Source organism: Halodesulfovibrio sp. (assembly GCF_025210605.1).
GTDB lineage: Bacteria > Desulfobacterota > Desulfovibrionia > Desulfovibrionales > Desulfovibrionaceae > Halodesulfovibrio.
The window spans coordinates 17,880-35,589 of record NZ_JAOARI010000013.1 but is presented as its reverse complement, the minus strand read 5'-3'; the positions used below and the strand labels follow the sequence as shown (position 1 = coordinate 35,589).

At 44.5% G+C, this 17,710-nt stretch carries 18 protein-coding genes and 2 tRNA genes; 15 read left to right on the top strand and 5 right to left on the bottom strand.

Annotated features, from left to right (window positions below; all coding sequences use genetic code 11):
• Positions 1–82: 82 nt before the first annotated feature.
• From N4A56_RS04235 to N4A56_RS04210, 6 genes are all read left to right on the top strand, one after another.
• A complete protein-coding gene (locus tag N4A56_RS04235) occupies positions 83–595 on the top strand; it encodes a nitroreductase (protein ID WP_295545241.1) in 513 nt (170 codons plus the stop codon).
• Positions 595–1,221, top strand: coding sequence for an MBL fold metallo-hydrolase (locus N4A56_RS04230; RefSeq protein ID WP_295545239.1), 627 nt, complete (start codon positions 595–597; stop codon positions 1,219–1,221). The genes N4A56_RS04235 and N4A56_RS04230 overlap by 1 nt, the downstream gene beginning before the upstream one ends.
• Before the next feature lie 362 nt (positions 1,222–1,583).
• Complete coding sequence (locus tag N4A56_RS04225) at positions 1,584–2,219, top strand: flavodoxin family protein (protein ID WP_293670342.1); 636 nt, start codon at positions 1,584–1,586, stop codon at positions 2,217–2,219.
• A 34-nt stretch (positions 2,220–2,253) separates the two neighbouring features.
• The gene (locus N4A56_RS04220; protein ID WP_295545236.1) at positions 2,254–3,087 is read left to right on the top strand and encodes a ComF family protein; all 834 of its coding nucleotides are present in this window, start codon (positions 2,254–2,256) and stop codon (positions 3,085–3,087) included.
• 164 nt (positions 3,088–3,251) lie between these two features.
• A complete protein-coding gene (locus tag N4A56_RS04215; RefSeq protein ID WP_293670338.1) occupies positions 3,252–4,013 on the top strand; it encodes a DUF4198 domain-containing protein in 762 nt (253 codons plus the stop codon).
• Positions 4,014–4,097: 84 nt separating this feature from the next.
• A complete protein-coding gene (locus N4A56_RS04210; RefSeq protein ID WP_295545234.1) occupies positions 4,098–5,036 on the top strand; it encodes a TIM44-like domain-containing protein in 939 nt (312 codons plus the stop codon).
• A gap of 86 nt (positions 5,037–5,122) precedes the next feature.
• On the opposite strand, the gene N4A56_RS04205 is transcribed toward N4A56_RS04210, so the two are convergent.
• Positions 5,123–5,800: a response regulator transcription factor gene (locus N4A56_RS04205; protein ID WP_293670334.1), complete on the bottom strand. Its 678-nt coding sequence runs from the start codon at positions 5,798–5,800 to the stop codon at positions 5,123–5,125.
• Positions 5,801–6,089: 289 nt separating this feature from the next.
• On the opposite strand from N4A56_RS04205, the gene N4A56_RS04200 reads away from it, so the two are divergent.
• The 6 genes from N4A56_RS04200 to N4A56_RS04175 all read left to right on the top strand — a co-directional run bounded on the left by N4A56_RS04200 (position 6,090) and on the right by N4A56_RS04175 (position 10,973).
• A complete protein-coding gene (locus N4A56_RS04200) occupies positions 6,090–6,359 on the top strand; it encodes a phage regulatory CII family protein (protein WP_066856319.1) in 270 nt (89 codons plus the stop codon).
• Positions 6,360–6,445: 86 nt separating this feature from the next.
• On the top strand, positions 6,446–6,817 hold the full coding sequence (locus tag N4A56_RS04195) for a response regulator (protein WP_295545231.1): 372 nt from the start codon (positions 6,446–6,448) through the stop codon (positions 6,815–6,817).
• Between the two features lie 146 nt (positions 6,818–6,963).
• The gene (locus N4A56_RS04190) at positions 6,964–7,761 is read left to right on the top strand and encodes an HD domain-containing phosphohydrolase (RefSeq protein ID WP_295545229.1); all 798 of its coding nucleotides are present in this window, start codon (positions 6,964–6,966) and stop codon (positions 7,759–7,761) included.
• Between the two features lie 13 nt (positions 7,762–7,774).
• On the top strand, positions 7,775–9,241 hold the full coding sequence (locus N4A56_RS04185; RefSeq protein ID WP_295545227.1) for a hybrid sensor histidine kinase/response regulator: 1,467 nt from the start codon (positions 7,775–7,777) through the stop codon (positions 9,239–9,241).
• A 19-nt stretch (positions 9,242–9,260) separates the two neighbouring features.
• Positions 9,261–10,250, top strand: coding sequence for a pseudouridine synthase (locus N4A56_RS04180; protein ID WP_295545225.1), 990 nt, complete (start codon positions 9,261–9,263; stop codon positions 10,248–10,250).
• Between the two features lie 270 nt (positions 10,251–10,520).
• On the top strand, positions 10,521–10,973 hold the full coding sequence (locus N4A56_RS04175) for a flavodoxin (protein WP_293670324.1): 453 nt from the start codon (positions 10,521–10,523) through the stop codon (positions 10,971–10,973).
• A gap of 943 nt (positions 10,974–11,916) precedes the next feature.
• Here N4A56_RS04175 and N4A56_RS04170 read toward each other — a convergent pair.
• The 3 genes from N4A56_RS04170 to N4A56_RS04160 form a co-directional block, all read right to left on the bottom strand.
• Complete coding sequence (locus N4A56_RS04170; protein ID WP_293670320.1) at positions 11,917–12,426, bottom strand: DUF456 domain-containing protein; 510 nt, start codon at positions 12,424–12,426, stop codon at positions 11,917–11,919.
• A gap of 10 nt (positions 12,427–12,436) precedes the next feature.
• Complete coding sequence (locus N4A56_RS04165; RefSeq protein WP_293670318.1) at positions 12,437–13,729, bottom strand: phenylacetate--CoA ligase; 1,293 nt, start codon at positions 13,727–13,729, stop codon at positions 12,437–12,439.
• A gap of 86 nt (positions 13,730–13,815) precedes the next feature.
• Positions 13,816–14,841 carry a DUF1786 domain-containing protein gene (locus N4A56_RS04160; RefSeq protein WP_293670316.1) on the bottom strand — a complete coding sequence of 342 codons (1,026 nt, stop codon included), beginning with the start codon at positions 14,839–14,841 and terminating at the stop codon, positions 13,816–13,818.
• Between the two features lie 354 nt (positions 14,842–15,195).
• Here N4A56_RS04160 and N4A56_RS04155 point away from each other — a divergent pair.
• Both N4A56_RS04155 and N4A56_RS04150 read left to right on the top strand, forming a co-directional pair.
• A tRNA-Leu gene (locus tag N4A56_RS04155) sits at positions 15,196–15,281 on the top strand.
• Positions 15,282–15,815: 534 nt separating this feature from the next.
• A complete protein-coding gene (locus N4A56_RS04150; protein WP_293671280.1) occupies positions 15,816–16,079 on the top strand; it encodes an RNA-binding protein in 264 nt (87 codons plus the stop codon).
• A 262-nt stretch (positions 16,080–16,341) separates the two neighbouring features.
• On the opposite strand, the gene N4A56_RS04145 is transcribed toward N4A56_RS04150, so the two are convergent.
• Positions 16,342–17,193: a hypothetical protein gene (locus N4A56_RS04145; RefSeq protein ID WP_295545222.1), complete on the bottom strand. Its 852-nt coding sequence runs from the start codon at positions 17,191–17,193 to the stop codon at positions 16,342–16,344.
• Between the two features lie 302 nt (positions 17,194–17,495).
• On the opposite strand from N4A56_RS04145, the gene N4A56_RS04140 reads away from it, so the two are divergent.
• A tRNA-Leu gene (locus N4A56_RS04140) sits at positions 17,496–17,581 on the top strand.
• Positions 17,582–17,710 lie beyond the last annotated feature (129 nt).

Sequence of the window (17,710 nt, the reverse complement as noted above, 5' to 3'; positions counted from 1 at the left end):
AAATAACGCTACAACCCCCTTCGTGATTGCTTGAATCTTTTAGCCGACTGGTTTGATCTCACAGCATTAATAAGGAGAACTTATGTCTAACCCTGTTCTTACAGCTCTGCTGGAACGCCGCAGCATTCGACAATATACAAATCGTCCCATTACCCGTGAAGAAATTACCACCATGCTGGAAGCTGGCAGATGGGCACCTAGCGGCAAAAACAATCAACCGTTCCGGTTTCTCGTAGTTCGCTCTGATGACCCGCGCATGGACAGACTGGCAGATTGCACGATTTACTCGCATGTCGTAAAGAGTGCTCCGCTTATGATTGGCGTTTTCCTCGACAAAAACAGTTTATATCATGAACTGAAAGATCATCAGTCCGCAGGAGCGTGTATTCAGAATATCATGCTTGCAGCACATTCTCTGGGGCTTGGTTCCGTATGGCTGGGACAGATGATGAATAATGCCGAAAAAGTACTTGATATTCTTTCACTTGACCCTGCAACCTATGAATTTATTACTTTTATTACCATCGGCGAACCTGCAAAGGAAGGTTCTTCCTCACGCAAGCCGCTGGAAGATATTATGCTGGAGCAATTTTAATGCAAGTAAAAACATTTCCTTTAGGTCCGCTTGAAACCAACTGTTATGTTCTTTTTCACGAAGGAAAAGCCGTTGCAGTTGATCCGGGCGGTGAACCGGATACTGTTATCGATTTTTTACGTGAAGAAGGACTTACCCTCACACATATCCTTGTAACGCACTTCCACTTTGACCACCTTTACGGTGTAAAAGCACTGCATGACGCCACTAATGCAATTGTGATCGGCGGCAGTGACGATGCAGTTCTTCTCGATTCAGAAGTCGGCAAAGGTGGTATGTGGGGCTTCCCTAAAGTTCCTATGTTTGATTTCACCCCTATTACAGAAGGTGACCAAACTTTTATGGATTTGGAATGCAAGGTACTGGCAACTCCGGGTCACTCTCCGGGTAGCCTGTCATTCTACTTCCCTGCTGCACAAGTGGTGTTTGTAGGTGATGTCTTATTCTACCGCGCCATCGGGCGAACTGACCTTCCAGGTGGCGACTTTGACGTACTGAAAAAATCCGTAACAGAAAAAATCTTCGCTCTTCCACCGGAAACCGTAGTATATTCTGGTCACGGCCCACAATCTTCTGTTCAGGACGAACAGATCAACAACCCGTATTTTTCTGATTTTCAACGCTAGGTAAATGTTCAGGTGCAGGCACTGTGCCTGAACGTTATTCCCCAAATTGCCAGTAGCAACGCATAGCCCTGTTTCTCAGGAGTAAAAATGGCAACACACATTGAAGATAAAGAAACTGCTGTAGCAGATTTGCGGAACATAGGCTGAGGCTTGGGACTTGAGATAAGTTTTTATCTCGGATTTCAAAAGAAGAATACTGTGCTTCTCGTCCTCCCTCCCGATGCTCATGATCCGCTTGCATATGCGCTGGAAAAATACCCTCAGTGGCATTGTGAAATTCAAACTGACAATCACATCGAACTCTCTGTTTTATGTCGACGCAGTGTCAAAAAAAAGTAGCACACTAACAGGAAGGAACACGTATGACCGCACCGCAATCTTTTGCTGATGCTCTCCAAATTTTAGGATGCAGCGCCCGTAAGAACGGCAACTCAGACTATGCCGCCCGATTGTTTGCTCAAGGGTATGAAGCAGCTGGTGGAACAACACAGACTCGTTTCATGCGAGATTATACAGTGCGCCACTGTACTGCGTGCGAAACATGCGCTGTTCCCGGTAACAAAAAGTGCGTTCAGGAAGGTAAAGACGACAGCTCTGAACTGTATTCCATGCTTCTGGAAGCTCCAGCTCTATGCTTCTCGTCTCCAATTTACTTCTACCACCTGCCATCTATCTTCAAAACATTTATTGACCGTTGTCAGTGCTTCTGGTTCAGACATCACAACCGCGATCCGTATATTTTGTCGCTGCCTCCACGTAAAGCCTACGTATGTCTAATAGCAGCACGTCCTGTAGGCGACCAGCTTTTCCACGGCTCGCTGCTTACACTCAAATACTTTTTAACTCCTCTCAATATCAGCCTTGCAGAACCATTACTCATTTACGGCAAAGACGGTCCAACTGACCTGAAAAACGATCCTAAAACCGTGCAAGAAGTTATTGATTATGGCGCGGCTGCCTATAATGACACCGTCCCTCTTCTAACCAGATATAAATAAGCTTCCACCGTTACCTATGTTCAGTATACGGAGAGTGCTTAAACGCATTGTTGCGCTTATGGGAGTTGATGAAGCTCGCTGCGCTTCATGCCTTGAACCGTACTCTCCCGTGACGGACATATCGTTTCACGCTCTCTATAAAGATCACATCACCGTCACGAACAACACGCAATCTCAGCTACGTTTTCATCACCAATGGAACTTAGAGCCACAATTGTGTCCAGACTGTCTGCTACAGCTAGCGCCACGAACAGAAGGATATTGCCCTATCTGCGGTATGCTCTATGCCAAAGCTATAGGTACACCTTCCCGCTGCTCCTCCTGCCTATTCTCTCCTCCTCCATGGACACACATCACCCTCTACAGCGGGTACGAGGGACTTTTACGAAAGCTGCTCCTTCAGCATAAGTTTCATGGGAGGCTGGATTCTGGACTAACTCTGGCGCGACTCCTTGCAGCACGCTACACATGTAAAGTCACTGCTCCAACGGCAGTTATCCCAGTTCCATTACATAGCACCCGTTTATTGCACCGTGGTCATAACCAGACCATGTTGTGCGCCAAACTGATTGCGCAAAAAATTAACGTACCCCTGCTCCCAGAAGTTCTCCGAAGAAATCGAGAGACCACACCACAAGCCACACTGAGCAAAAAAGAACGTGCACGTAATCTTTCCGGCGCATTTTCCGCCCATATCCCTGACTCGCTCCGCAACGCGCACCTACTGCTCGTTGATGACATTGCAACGACTGGATCAACCCTACAACAGGCGACGAAAACTCTTCTTGACGGTGGAGCCGGTTCTGTAGAAGTTACAATTATGGCGAAAACACCAGAACCACAAAATGTTATTCCCGAGGCACGATAGCTACGCTCGCTCTTGTCCTCATCTAACGCTGCACCGCATGTAATTTGTCGCCTATGTGACACTGTTTTAGTCTTTTTATTTTAATAGTGACACGAATATTTAATTCGTGTAACCAAATCGTAGATGTTCAACTCTATTCATATTTAGACGATTCAGGAGCAGTTATGCGGACTATTATTCTTACCCTGTGTGCCCTTTTATTTATCACGAGCACAGCTTTTGCTCACTTCGGCATGGTAATACCGGATTCTAACGTAGCGACTCAAAAAACACGCAGTACCAACCTCGCCCTTTCTTTTTCTCATCCATTCGAAGGTGCAGGTATGACTCTTGTGAAGCCTGAACAATTTTTTGTCATCACAGACGGAAAAAAAACAGATCTGCTCTCAACACTTTCTGAAACGAAAGTAATGGGCGAAGCTGCATGGAAAACAAATTTCCGCTTCAAGCGTCCAGGCGTGTACCAGTTTGTAATGGTACCAACCCCATACTGGGAACCTGAAGAAAACTGCTTTATCATCCACTACACCAAAACCTATGTTGCAGCATTCGGCTCCGAAGAAGAATGGGACGCACCAGCAGGTCTACCAACAGAAATTATTCCGCTGACACGCCCATATGGTTTATATGCAGGAAGCAGCTTCACCGGTCAGGTTCTGAAAGACGGAAAACCTGTTGCCGGAGCTGAAGTGGAATACGAATTATATAATAAAGAAGGGCTGAAAGCACCAACAGAACACCACGTTACTATGGTTACAAAAACCGACAGCAATGGCGTGTTTACTGTAACTTGTCCTAAAGCCGGATGGTGGGGCTTTGCTGCGCTTACCACAGCAGACTACAAACTTCCTGCTCCTGACGGAAAAGAAAAAGATGTCGAATTAGGCGCTGTTACGTGGATTCACGTTGACGATTTCCAAAAATAGGGATTTTTTGAGGCATCAGGGCTCTTGACTGATGCCTCAATATAGTTACATGGTACGGTATATCTATTTTACATGGAGAACTGTATGAAAATGATCCGCCCTATTGCCTTACTCCTTATCCCGGTTCTGGCAGCTGTATTTGTAATCGGCATGTCAGAATTTGCAGACGCCAAACGTCTTGGCGGGGGTAGGTCATTCGGCAGCAAGCCAGCGTTCAGCAAAAGTTTTTCCAAACCCGTACCAAAAACTCCGCTGAACCAGAACAAGTCAGCATTTAACAACACTCAACAACCGCGCAGAGGTCTCTTCGGAGGCATGGGCGGTATGTTCGGCGGTCTTCTCGCCGGTACATTACTTGGTTCCCTTCTTTTCGGTGGCGGCTTCGGCGGCATCGGATTTATGGACATCCTTCTGTTGGGCTTAGCATTTTTCTTTATCCGAAAAATGTTCCGCTCACGAAAAATGGAGTCCCAGCAGTCAGCCTATCAGGGCAGTGGCGCTGCGAACTATAGTCAACAGCAGTCTTACAGCCCCCCTCAGGAAGATTTTTCAAACATGCAGCGCCAAGCGCAAGACGCATGGGCAAACCTTCGCAGTACACCAGCAGGAGGCAGCCAAGCTCAGGATGTTCAGCCGGATGTAACTATTCCGGAAGGATTTGATTCTGACGAATTCCTGAAAGGCGCAAAAATCGTATTCAACCGTCTGCAACAAAGCTGGGACAGTCGTGACCTTGATGACATTAAACAATTCACGACTCTCGAAGTCTTCGAATCCATCAAACAGCAGGCAAAAGAAGACCCTCAACCTTCACACACAGAAATTCTAATGGCAAACGCCCGTTTGCTGGAAGTAAAAGAAGACGCTGAAGGTGTACTTGCAACTGTGTACTTTGACGTACTCATGCGCGAAGATAAATCCGCTCAGCATCCAGAACAGGTACGTGAAGTATGGCATTTCCTTAAAGCGCACAAAGATGACTCCATGTGGTTGCTTGACGGAATCCAGCAGTTGGAAAACTAACCGTTACTCCACTCCAAATACGAGAAAAGGGAAAGCATCCTTGGGATGCTTTCCCTTTTTATTTTTTATACCCAAGTAGAACCAGCTTACGCGCTTAGCTCCGGCTTTTTAAAAATAATTCCTTGCCGTGTTGCAAACTCCCGCAGTTCCGCAGCAGAATGTACGCACAGCTTATGCATAAGATTTGAGCGATGTTTTTCAACTGTTTTAATGCTTACTACAAGCATTTCCGCTATCTCTCTACTTTTATAGCCTTCTGCTACCAGTTGGAATATTTCTTCTTCGCGCGGGGTCAATCCCGCCAACGGAGACTGGGCTTCCGTCGCCGCTCCGCCACTTAAATATCCTCTGATAACATTATTTGCGACTCCCGGAGAAATATACGTTTTTCCTTCCAGTACACTTGTAACTGCAAGTAAAAATTCCTCGCTGGTTGCATCTTTCAAAATATAGCCGTCTGCTCCGGCAGACAATGCAGAATGAACATAGTCGTTAGCGTCGTACTGAGTAATAATAAGAATTTTGATTTCAGGAAGAGTACGCTTAATGATTTTTGTCGCCTTCAAGCCATCCAGCTTTGGCATTGACAAGTCCATCAACACCAAATCCACTGCCGTATTCTCACAAAGTTCTACTGCCTGATACCCGTCACTTGCTTCTCCTACTACCTCAAAGCCTTCAAACGTTTGCAATAATGATTTCAGCCCCTCACGCAATAATACATGATCTTCAGCTAAAACAACACGATACAACTCTCCCATCATCACGCCTGCCTTTAGGTTTTACCCCCAATATTCAGACACAAATAACTCACGCACCTGCTCATTTTACACGCTAACCATCCTTACTTCCTACCATTATAGGAGTAGTAATCCAGCTATACCCTACCATAAAAATACGGATACTCTCAATACAAAAATACAGCATGCGCCTAATTCACGCATCACGAACTATATGGTCTATTTTGTATCAGAGTAGGAGAGTATCCGCAGAACCTCACAACGACTGCGGATATAAGGTAATTCGTCTAACTTTGATCGTAAGGATGGCTTTATGAGAGAAACTGTAACTCGCGTGACACAAAACATGGTTCTAGGCGCACGGCAGTCTAAATGGGTAGCAGAACAAATCGGCAAACCTTATCCAACTATGATGCGTGAACTAAATCCGTATGACCAGAGCGCCAAGCTTGGTGCGGATACTCTGCTTGACATTATGCGTGCCACTAAAGATATCACTGCTCTCGAATTTATGGCAAAAGAGCTTGGCTATGAGCTTAGCCCTGTTGCTCTCGAAGCAGATCACCCATTCACTGACGAGTAGTAAAACATTTTTCATGTTCTGCTGCCAGACGGTCTGATATGATCGTCTGGCAGTTTTTTTTCTCTCAATCCCTACCGGAGTTGTTTATGCAAAAAACAATTCTTATTGCAGACGACCATCCCGAAATACGCACACTGGTACGCATAACACTTTCCAGTGACGGATACACAGTGGCAGAATGCAAAACCGCTCCGGAAGCCGTAGACTATACAGCACAACACCCAGTGCATCTTATTCTTATGGATATCGATATGCCCGGGGAATACAACGGAATCAAAGCTACCCACATATTACATTCCAATCCAGAAACAACCAATATCCCCGTGATTATGCTCACAGGATCGAAAAATTTTCAGGAAGAAAGCTTGCAATCCGGCGCTGTGGCATATCTTACAAAACCATTCAGCCCGATTGATCTCCTTAAACACGTCCAACAGTTTGTGAACGCATCGCAATAAGCTCACTTCTATTATTTATTCTTCTATATCAATTCTTCGGCAAAATACACTCTATACAATCCATTCTCATAGCTCCTCCCTACCTGAGGGGCATATGCTTACAAAGTACACGACCCTTTGTGAGCTTCTGAAAAAGGATATGCACAATGCCGGAAAACGATTCCTGTAAAGTCAAAATACAAAAAGCATACGCCCAACTTATCAAATATGCAGAAGATCTGGATACCACGATTAATCTGCTTAAAAAATCGCACCGTGATCTTGAAATGGCATACATTGACACCATCAGCAGGCTTGCACAGGCTGTTGAGTATAAAGACGAAGCAACAGGACACCATGTTCAGCGTATCTGCTTTTTCAGTGCCTTACTTGCCGATGCAGTCGGCTTGCCAAGTGAGCAAGTACTTACAATATACAACTCAGCAGCAATGCATGATGTAGGCAAAATCAGTATACCCGATGCTATCCTACTTAAACCAGGGTCACTCACAACCAATGAATTTAGCATAATGAAGACGCACACAACCGTAGGTGCAAAATTATTGGCAAATTCAAAATCAGGCTTACTGGAAACAGGAAGAATCATCGCGTTGCATCATCATGAACGATGGGACGGAAAAGGATACCCGTCAGGACTTGCAGGAAAAAATATTCCGATTGAAGGACGGATTGTCGCGCTGGCAGATGTTTATGACGCCCTTCGCTCCGAGCGTTCGTACAAGAAAGCATTTTCCTTGGAAAAAACTCTTTCGATTCTTGAAGATGGGGCAGGAAATCATTTTGACCCTCATTTAGTTGATGCCTTTTTCAACACATTTGAGCGTATTGAATATGTAGACACCGTACTTCGCAGAACCGAACAGCAAGACGTCAACGCGCTTTTTGCTGAATTACTGCCAGAGTGTGATGTAACGGGCTACGCCTCTGTAACAACCATCCTGTAGTCATAAGAACGTCATGCATACCAAAAAAGATCAGTACATACTCATTGCTGAAGCAGATGACTTACTGGCAGCGCAGTTAAAAAAAGGCATTGAAGCAGTAAGTGGACTGCCGTGTGTTGTGGCTGTCACCTCATCAGAGGCGTTTACGCTTACATCACGATACAGCGACCAGCTACCATTGGCTGTTCTTGATACAGATTTAACAGGCATAACAGAAAGTCTCTTTTACGTAACTGCCGAACAATCAATTCCAACACTGCTTCTTACAAACAACTATACTGAAGCCTATTCTGCCTGCACTCTATCTCCCACTATTATTGATACTGTCATCAAGAACAGTGATGTTGTGCCAAATACAGTAGAAGTGGTGCGCCGCCTGAATCAAAATCGGAACACAGAGGTTCTCATTGTCGACAGTTCCGCCTCCATCCGGCACTACCTTTCCCACATTCTGAAAAACTACATGCTGAACCCAGTCACCGCAGCATCCGGCACTGAAGCACTTATGAAAATGGAAGCGCACAATTTTTCACTTATTCTTATTGATTCACATCTTTCAGATATGCCCGGTGTCGAGCTTACCCGCAGTATCCGCAAAAATTTTCCATCTGAGCATACTTCCATTATCGGGATCTCCGGTGACAGCGATTTGCATATTTCTGCCATGTTTTTAAAAAGTGGTGCCAGTGACTTTTTAAATAAACCGATTAAGCGTGAAGAATTATACTGCCGGATAATGCAAAATTTAAAAATGACAGAACTGCTTAGTCATTTAGAACAATTGAATACATTAAAAAACAAAATGCTCGGCATGGCAGCACATGACCTTGTCACTCCCATAACCGGAGTACAAGGACTGGCAACAATTTTAAAGGAAGGCTATGCAGGCGCACTGACAATGCAGCAAAAAGAAATTGCTGATGCAATTGTAACTGCGAGTGGCGATATGCTCACACTTGTTACCGACATTCTAGATGTTTCAACAATTGAAAGCGGACTGCTTTCCATTAAAAAAGAAACTATTGATCTTAGCGAAATTGCTACCCAACGGATAACTCTCACCGGATTATCCGCAGCACGCAAATCTATTGCTATCCATCAGAACCTTGAACCTGAACTGCATATTCACGGTGACCCGAAGCGCATCGGTCAACTTTTAGATAACTTACTTTCGAACGCTATCAAATTTTCTGCCCCTGAGAGCACTATCCACATTCGCACCACAAAAAAAGAGCAACTCATACAACTGATAGTAAAAGATGAAGGTCCCGGCATCGCAGAATGCGACCTTGAACACCTGTTTTCACCATTTTCTAAAGGCACTGCAACACCAACAGGCTGCGAATCCAGCCATGGGCTTGGATTACACATCGTAAAGCGTATTGCTAGTGCCCATAATTGTAGTGTAGACGTAGCAAGTTCACTCGGCAGCGGCACACAGTTTACTATAAGCTTTCCCCTCGAAGCTATTTCTGATTAATCTTTTCCTTCAACATCCCATGATACCAAATCTTTCCACATCCACTGTTCCCAACACTATGGACGGCACACGTTTAGACAGTGCTCTTTCTCTTTTTCTTCCAGATGCTGGAATCCGCATCCGCAAACGTCTTTTCGATACGCACACTATACTCGTCAACGGCATCCCACGCTCTAAAGGGTATACAGTTTCAGCTGGCGACCAGATTTTGCTTGTAGAAAAAACAGCGCCGGAAGCCGAAGATACCCAGTCTGAAGGTGGAAATTCAGTTCGTTCAGGGGATAGCGAGAAAGACCTTATTGCACAGCTTCGCATTGTGCATGAAGACAAACACTTTGCCGCAATTTACAAACCAGATGGAATGCATACGGCAGCGATTGCAGGGAAAAAAACTCTCAGCCTTGAAGGGGAACTGCATGATCTGTTTGCAAAACACAGCATGGATGAAGCATGTAAGCCTATTCTTGTTAACCGGCTCGACTGCCTGACCTCCGGCATGGTGATCGCTGCAAAATCAACAGAAGCAGCCAGCATGTTTCGTGAACTCGAGAATGCGGGCGCTATCGAAAAGTTGTACCTGCTTCTTGTTCATGGTTCAGTCACGACGCCACTTCATGTGACAAACAAGCTGGATATGGCAAAACGCAAACTTACCAAAGTATTGCCAAAATCAGACCCAGACCCGCTCCGCCATACAACGTTTCTTCCACTCTTAGAAACTACGGTTCCAGATGCTCCATCAAGCACAGCCACGCTTCTTATGGCTGCTATCAGCAAAGGAGCGCGTCATCAGATTCGTGCACATATCGCCTCACAAGGTTTTCCTATTGTAGGTGACCCGCTGTACAATCCTTCCGCGTCTCTAAATGCACATGCAGATGCTTGCACGGATCATTCAGAAACTATGTATCTACACCACTATCAAATTGAACTAGGCTCTTTTGCTGCCATGTGCCCTCCTTCATGGAGCACATGGGAGCAATGGAAAAACTCAATTCCATCAAAGTAATCAGGCTATTACAAACTTTCTTATCTTTTTTGCATTTTTTAATTGAAAAAGAATTTCAATTTCAATATAAAGAATTCAACCCGAACATAGCTGGTTGATATAAAATGAAGATCAAATCACACATCAGTATTACTCCTTCGCAGTCTGCCGGACCGTCTCCCCAACGACGGTCCGGTCTGTCCGCGGCAAGGACACCGCAACCCTACTCTGTCTACTGTAGATAGCTGTTGTATTACAGTACAACAGCACAACCAAACAGGAGACAATATTATGGCATCAGTATTCATTACGTACGGCTCTACTACAGGTAACACCGCTTATGTTGCAGAAAGTGTTCAGCGCACACTGGAACAAAACGGTCATGAAGTAACAATCGAAGATGTTTCAGACATCAACGTTGCGGACCTTGCCAAAACGTATGATCTTTGCTGCCTTGGATGTTCCACTTGGGGAGATGATGAAATTGAATTGCAGGATGATTTTATTCCTGTATTCGAAGAAATCGAAAATATTGATCTTTCCGGCAAAAAAATTGCGTGCTTCGGCTGCGGTGACAGCAGCTACGAATATTACTGCGGCGCTGTAGATGCCATTGAAGACGCATGCAAAAATGCAGGCGCAACTGTATTTACAGACTCGCTCAAAATTGACGGTGACCCTAAAGCTGAACAGTCTGACATTGATGCATGGGCTAACGACCTTGTTGCTAAACTAAAAGCATAAGTTAAAGGGGTTGCCTATGAAAAAATCACTCAGCATCAGTTCTTCTCATCATGCTGGAGAAATCCGTAAGTTTTTCAAAAAAACTCGGATTCTTAAAACAAACCGTCCTGCCCCGCACACGGACAAAAATGTACAGCATGCTGAAACCGTAAGGCACCCATAAAAATAGGGAACAGGTGGTGCAGAACCTGTTCCCCGTTTTAAAACGCCTTTGAAGGATTACACCATGAACAAACGAAATATTATTGAAACAATTGTATTCGCTTCCACAGTTGTTGCGCTACAAATTGTTGTCGCCAACTTGATGCTCTAAAAAAATTTCTTACGCTGACCTCATGTACGGTTGGAATGTATAAGGTGCAATAAACTCGGTCTCTTCACTGATACGCACCGTTCCCACTGTTTCGTGAGTGCAGTCTCTTAAAGCCCCCTATTCCCGCCGGGGGCTTTTCTTATGTGCTTGATTTATTTTTATTTTAGCGCTTTACATCTAATATTTCGGTACTGCCGCATTACAGCCACTGTGCATAGTAGCCACATCTGCCCTCCCACTACTTTATCCTTACCCTTTTCTCATCGATACACGCACCGCTACGCTATCATCTTCCCCATTATTTTTTTCAACACAGACATTATACACACTTATAGCGACCTATCTGCCTGCAACTATCTTAGTTTGCAAATAAAAAAAGACTGCAAGAACTAGTCTTGCAGTCTTTTTTTGATAATAAATCTATATTTTTTCCAAAAAAGTCTTTGGTAAGCCGGAGCTGGTGATCAAAAAAGAAATTTTCTCGCCTAATAGGGGGTGCAGGGGGAATTATTTCCCCTGCCCGTCGGAGACAAATAAAGAAAAAAACTTTGTCGGCAGTCTGGAACTGTAAGAGCTAATCTTACAGTCTTTACCATTTTGACTTCTTTCAAGATAGCTACAACGGCTCAGCTAGCTCCAAAGGTGCGACGCACCGTACACAACAACAAATACACCAATGCCGAATTTAATACTCATGCCGAGGAACTTTCCATAGAAAGCCCCTTTTGCCGCAACCATGGCTTCACCCCAATCACGACCATGAGCTATTTCAAAAATCAGACATCCAGCATATGCGCCACCAAGGGCACCAAGTAGTGCACCAAGTCCAAGGAAAAATGGAGCACCGATCACAGCACCACAAATAGCACCTATAATACCACCCAAGTTTCCTTTTTTAGAGCCACCGTATTTTTTTGCTCCCATCAACTGGGATATAAATTCCAGTGCTTCACCAAGAAGTACAAGCCCACCGGTTACGCAGAAAAACATAGTATTCATGTCCGCAGATTGGGCAGGATACATGTATTTCCACAATACCAGCAAACCCATAATTAAAAAGTTTGCGGGCATGCTCAAAAAATGAAGACCGAGAAATGCTACCATCAAAGCTGTAAATACAACTGCGAGAAGTGTTTCCACTCAGAATCCCTTATTCGCGTTTATCTACCACCCGCTGTGCTTTACCTTCCGCTTTCGGCAGGCTGTTATGCTGAACAATTTCAACACGCGGAGTGATAAGAATTTCACTACAGAGCCGTGAAGAAATTTTGCGCTGCAATCCTTGCAACACACGCATGTCTTCTACAAAATGTTCGGCTTTAATTTCCACTTTGACACGCAACTGATCGATAAAATTATCCCTTTCAAGCTCGATTACATAGTTTTCACCTACTTCATCAAACTCCATAAGAACACGCTCAATCTGCATCGGGTAAATATTAACACCCTTGATGATGAGCATGTCATCAGCACGTCCTAATATGCGGTCTATACGTCTATGCAATCGACCGCAAGGACATTCATCAGTGATAAATCGGGTCAAATCTCGTGTCCGGTAACGGATAATCGGCATCCCTGTTCGACACAAGGTCGTCATAATTAGCTCACCGACTTCTCCATCTGCGACAGGCTCCAGCGTCACCGGATCAACAATTTCCGGTAAAAAAGCATCTTCCCAAATGTGCATACCGTTTTGTTCCGTACATTCAAACGCAACACCAGGTCCGTTCATTTCGGATAACCCGTATGAGTTGTAGGCTTTTGCACCAAGTAATTGCTCAATACGCTGACGAGCTTCTTCCGTATGCGGTTCAGCACCTGTTATAATGATACCGAGCGGCAGATCATCAGGAGACATTCCCATGTCTCGCAAGGCTGCCCCCATGTATAATGCATAGGACGGAATAATATGTGCCGCATACGTGTTGAAGTCTTTCATCAGCATGAACTGACGCTTTGTATTTCCCGGCCCTGAAGGCATGGTAAGGCAACCAAGGCGCTCCGCACCATAGTGCAAACCAAGTCCACCGGTAAACAAGCCGTACCCTGTCATGTTCTGAAACGCATGCTCTGGACGAACACCGACCATGTGCAGACAACGTGCAACAAGATCAGACCAATTATCAAGATCACTCTGTGTGTAATGAATAACGGTAGGAGAGCCTGTTGTTCCGCTGGATGCGTGCATCCGTACAATATCTTTACGCGGAACAGTATTCATTTTATCCGGATACTGGGCTCGCAGATCATCTTTGGTTGTTACAGGCAGCTTGCGTACGTCTTCAACACACTTGATTGAATCAGGCGTAATGCCCGCTTCTTCAAATTTTTTCTGATAAATAGGCGCCTTCGCTGCCTGTGCAATTGTTGTACGCAAACGCGCTATCTGCGCCTGTTCAATTTCTTCCCGTGACCAACCCTCTGCCGGATCAAAGTATAACATTCTGCAACCCCTTATTCTCTAAGTGAAGAGGGATTATACGTAGCTAGCAAACGATGTCAATTTCGACATTGTCGAAGCTGTATTTTTTATTCACCATTCTGCATTGCTTTAAGCAACCCGAAACACCCAGCGAGCATCATATCGCCACCTGGGGCAAGCATTACACCGCTACCGTCCAGAATGGAGCGTTTTGGTCCAAGCAGGTAGGTAGGGAAAAATCCTTCGCCCTCGTCTGGTAACTCTAAATAAAGACATCCATGTCCGCCAGAATCACGCACCATTTCATCTGTCAGCCAACCACGGCGAAATTCTTTAAGATCATGAAGCAGTTCTTCTTCAGTAAGCATTCCAGTATGATGTTCGTAAACACCGTAAATTTTTTCCTGATACACGAGGAACGCCGAAATATGGCTGTTGCCAACATTCACCACAGTAATGCCAGTACGCCAGCTGCGTTGTGCCACTTCAGGCACAAACAACGCACCGAGCACAGCAGCGGAAGCACTATCACTCACGCAGCCACCACCTGAAGCTTTTTGAATAGTAGCCAGTCGTGTCAAAGGTTCAGAAGGCTTTTTGTACACCAGCGAATAGGGATTACCTTCATGCTTGGTTAACAGGTCATGCCATAACCGAAAACGCCCTATACGGTTGCCCTCATCTTTGTGTACACCATGATCTTGTGCAGCAATAACCACTTCATCAGGGTATGGTAAACCAATCATTCCAAGGTATGCACCCCACCACCCTGCATTAAAATCAGAAAGCTCAACCGGGACATACCCCGTAGGACAATCTTCACAAATAGTTATCCCAAGTGCAGCTACACGCTTCGGATCATCATTAAGAGCAAAGGCAGCTTCTGGGTGGATTGCAACATGCAGCCCCGCAGTAAGGTGCTGCTTCATCGCGCCGAAAAATCCGCCACCCATGTTTGAGCCATACATATATATGTCTCGTCCGGCTTCGGTAAGCTCCATAATACGTTTTGCAACCATTTTTGCCGGAGACGGCAGCACAAATTTACTGCAATTTTCCAGTTCCATATCGTCGCGATAATACAAAACGTCCTGAGTTCCGCTGCCAATATCGAGAAAAAGAGTCGATTTCATATATGCTCCAAAGGAGTTATGTCACCACAATTGCATTGCCCTACCCCAAAAAACGTTTTGCGGACAATGCAGCGGGTAACTTCATCTGCATAGTTAATTTTATGCACCACAAAAAGCTAGCTATATTGTTTGTGCCTAAAAAAACTTTTTTTCTCTGAAAACAACAAAGATATAATTTAATCAACTAGATGTACAAGAATCATGTTTTTCAAACGATATTCCGCAAAATAAAAAGTGCTAAAAACATAAAAAAACACTTGCAAAGCACCGCAGTTCCGCATAAACACTTTTCCGCGCTGAGGAACAACAGCTTAGCGTACCTCAGAGCAACGCATTAGCGAAGCTCGTATAAGTGCCCAGGTGGTGGAATTGGTAGACACGCTATCTTGAGGGGGTAGTGGGCCACGCCCGTGGGAGTTCGAGTCTCCCCCTGGGCACCATGCACTTACAAAAGATCATACGAAAGTATGATCTTTTTTTTTGCCTGACTTTTTATCTCAGCGAAATCGTCGCATTATATTTTCACTTCCTGTGTACTTTTTCAAAAAAATATACACAGAATCCTTCTCGCCAAAAATTCACTCTCTTCAAAAACTTCTTTTCGCTGTATCTACTTATATTTACAGGGTTTGAATAAGTTTTTACTGTTTTTTTTAAAAGCGCCACCATCGTGTAACCGTATACAAAAGTGCAATTTTCTATTTTCTTCATCGTACAAAATATAAAACTATAACTTTTTTTCATAATCAAACCAGCACGTTAGTTCTAAAGACATTTTGGGCTATGTTAGATATTTTTTTACCAAATAAAAGCAAAAAAGTTCAGGAAACGATTGACCAATAGCTCCATCACGGCTACGTTCAATAAATCGTATTTACATCGTGCTTCAGTTTTCCCTCGGGTTTGCAGCACACACGCCCCAAACAGAGTTTACTCTGTGGCGGGGGACAATCATTTCTTTGGAGTTTTTTGTTTTGAATAAGAATATTTATGTTGGCAACCTTTCCTGGGGCTGTACTGACCAAGACCTTCGCAACCTTTTTGCTGATTTCGGCGAAGTTGCATCTGCTCGTGTAATCGAAGACCGTGAAACCGGTCGTTCCCGTGGTTTTGGCTTCGTGGAAATGGATGCTAACGGCGCGACTCAGGCTATTGAAGCACTCAACGGCACCAACTTCCAGGGCCGTGACCTTCGTGTAAACGAAGCACAGCCTCGTGAACGTCGCCCTCGCTACTAAGCGAATTTAGCTTCGACGATCTAAGCCCACCAATTTGGTGGGCTTTTTTTATATCTTCTTATTAACGTAACCTACACAACTCTTCTACCCTAAAGCCTGCTCACTCGTCTCACCAAAGAACATACAAGTCTCCCTTATCCTTTGAGGCAAAAGACACCACGCAACTCAATTCACAGCAACTCTCCCCGCAGCACTTCAGACAACTATGTACTCTCAGGCAAGTACGACGCACAGCTAACGGAAAATATTCCGTGACTTATTGCTAATATTCCCCACCGATAAATTTTCGTGAATCTGCGATATCTTCTACACGTAACAAAAAAGCACCTATAAAAAAGCAGACTGCACCAAGCGTCAGATAAAAGCTGCTTTCCTCCGGCGCGTACACTGCTCCTGTTTTCGGAAGATAAAAGCAGATGGCGCTGGCTATTTGAAACGCGACAGAACCAGCAATGTTTACCCATACAATCCACCATTCGACTGATGTAACAGGATGAACCGCCGGGTCACGAAAAATTTCCATCCACGCAAAAAGACATGACACCAAAAAGCAAATACTCCCAAGCATGCCTGAGCCCCATGTAATTACATTCTGTTGCAGAATCGTGAGTGGGAAAAAGACAGATGAACAATTTACATTAAACAAAACAGTTCCCACAAACTGCACGGCACAGGACAAATACCCTAAATTTTTTGGACGCCACGCCGCACGAATCCAATGGCAATGTTCTGTTCGAAATAAATCTGGATTCGTAATATCTTTATTAATTGATTCCACAAATTGCAGATACCCTGCGGAAGTAAAAAAGATCGAGCCACAAAAAAAGGTAGCATTAAAATATGCTGCAAGAGAGTCCGGCAAAAACCCCGGTGCAGCAAATAAACTTGCACCAATCATAAAACAAACCGCTACCCAATAATTTATCTGCTTTGTGCAGACAACATACTTTGCCTGATCTTCCTTGTTGAGCATCATCGGACGAATCCACCGCACCCCCTTTCTAACAGGTCGTGCCGCAAATTTGTTGCTGCCATCTTTATGGTGCACATGAACATGCGTTACAAAAGGCCCTACGGTTTCGTATTCCAGCTTATGTTGTCCTAATCCCGTCATATATCGTATCCTGCTAACGACTGCACATTTTGCGCATCTACCCAAGCCTAGGGTGTATGTTTTTTTCCTTGCCCTGCTTTCAAGATACGTAAAAACAGATGAAAAACCACTGTTAATTTAGAATGTTATATTTCACAAACACTTCAACCTTCCTTTTTTTGTTGAATCAGACATACTTTTTTCGCTTAATATATAAAAAAGACTTGCCAAACACGCGGAATCCACATAAATACCTTCTTCGCGTTGAGGGAAAAAAGCTTAACGCAACCTCAGAGCGACGCATTAGCGAAGCTCATATAAGTGCCCAGGTGGTGGAATTGGTAGACACGCTATCTTGAGGGGGTAGTGGGCCACGCCCGTGGGAGTTCGAGTCTCCCCCTGGGCACCATGCACTTATAAAAGATCATACGAAAGTATGATCTTTTTTTTTGCCTTTTGACTGACACACTTCATTCTGCATTCTTTTTTCGTACTCCCACCCTTTACTGTAATGGCTCCACCTCTATAGTCAGTAGCC

Coding starts and splice junctions, on each gene's coding strand:
- N4A56_RS04185 (WP_295545227.1), top strand. CDS start 7,775: ATGCATACCAAAAAAGATCAGTACATACTCATTGCTGAAGCAGATGAC.
- N4A56_RS04235 (WP_295545241.1), top strand. CDS start 83: ATGTCTAACCCTGTTCTTACAGCTCTGCTGGAACGCCGCAGCATTCGA.
- N4A56_RS04230 (WP_295545239.1), top strand. CDS start 595: ATGCAAGTAAAAACATTTCCTTTAGGTCCGCTTGAAACCAACTGTTAT.
- N4A56_RS04160 (WP_293670316.1), bottom strand. CDS start 14,841: ATGAAATCGACTCTTTTTCTCGATATTGGCAGCGGAACTCAGGACGTT.
- N4A56_RS04195 (WP_295545231.1), top strand. CDS start 6,446: ATGCAAAAAACAATTCTTATTGCAGACGACCATCCCGAAATACGCACA.
- N4A56_RS04205 (WP_293670334.1), bottom strand. CDS start 5,800: ATGATGGGAGAGTTGTATCGTGTTGTTTTAGCTGAAGATCATGTATTA.
- N4A56_RS04180 (WP_295545225.1), top strand. CDS start 9,261: ATGATACCAAATCTTTCCACATCCACTGTTCCCAACACTATGGACGGC.
- N4A56_RS04190 (WP_295545229.1), top strand. CDS start 6,964: ATGCCGGAAAACGATTCCTGTAAAGTCAAAATACAAAAAGCATACGCC.
- N4A56_RS04225 (WP_293670342.1), top strand. CDS start 1,584: ATGACCGCACCGCAATCTTTTGCTGATGCTCTCCAAATTTTAGGATGC.
- N4A56_RS04165 (WP_293670318.1), bottom strand. CDS start 13,729: ATGTTATACTTTGATCCGGCAGAGGGTTGGTCACGGGAAGAAATTGAA.
- N4A56_RS04175 (WP_293670324.1), top strand. CDS start 10,521: ATGGCATCAGTATTCATTACGTACGGCTCTACTACAGGTAACACCGCT.
- N4A56_RS04145 (WP_295545222.1), bottom strand. CDS start 17,193: ATGACGGGATTAGGACAACATAAGCTGGAATACGAAACCGTAGGGCCT.
- N4A56_RS04210 (WP_295545234.1), top strand. CDS start 4,098: ATGAAAATGATCCGCCCTATTGCCTTACTCCTTATCCCGGTTCTGGCA.
- N4A56_RS04215 (WP_293670338.1), top strand. CDS start 3,252: ATGCGGACTATTATTCTTACCCTGTGTGCCCTTTTATTTATCACGAGC.
- N4A56_RS04200 (WP_066856319.1), top strand. CDS start 6,090: ATGAGAGAAACTGTAACTCGCGTGACACAAAACATGGTTCTAGGCGCA.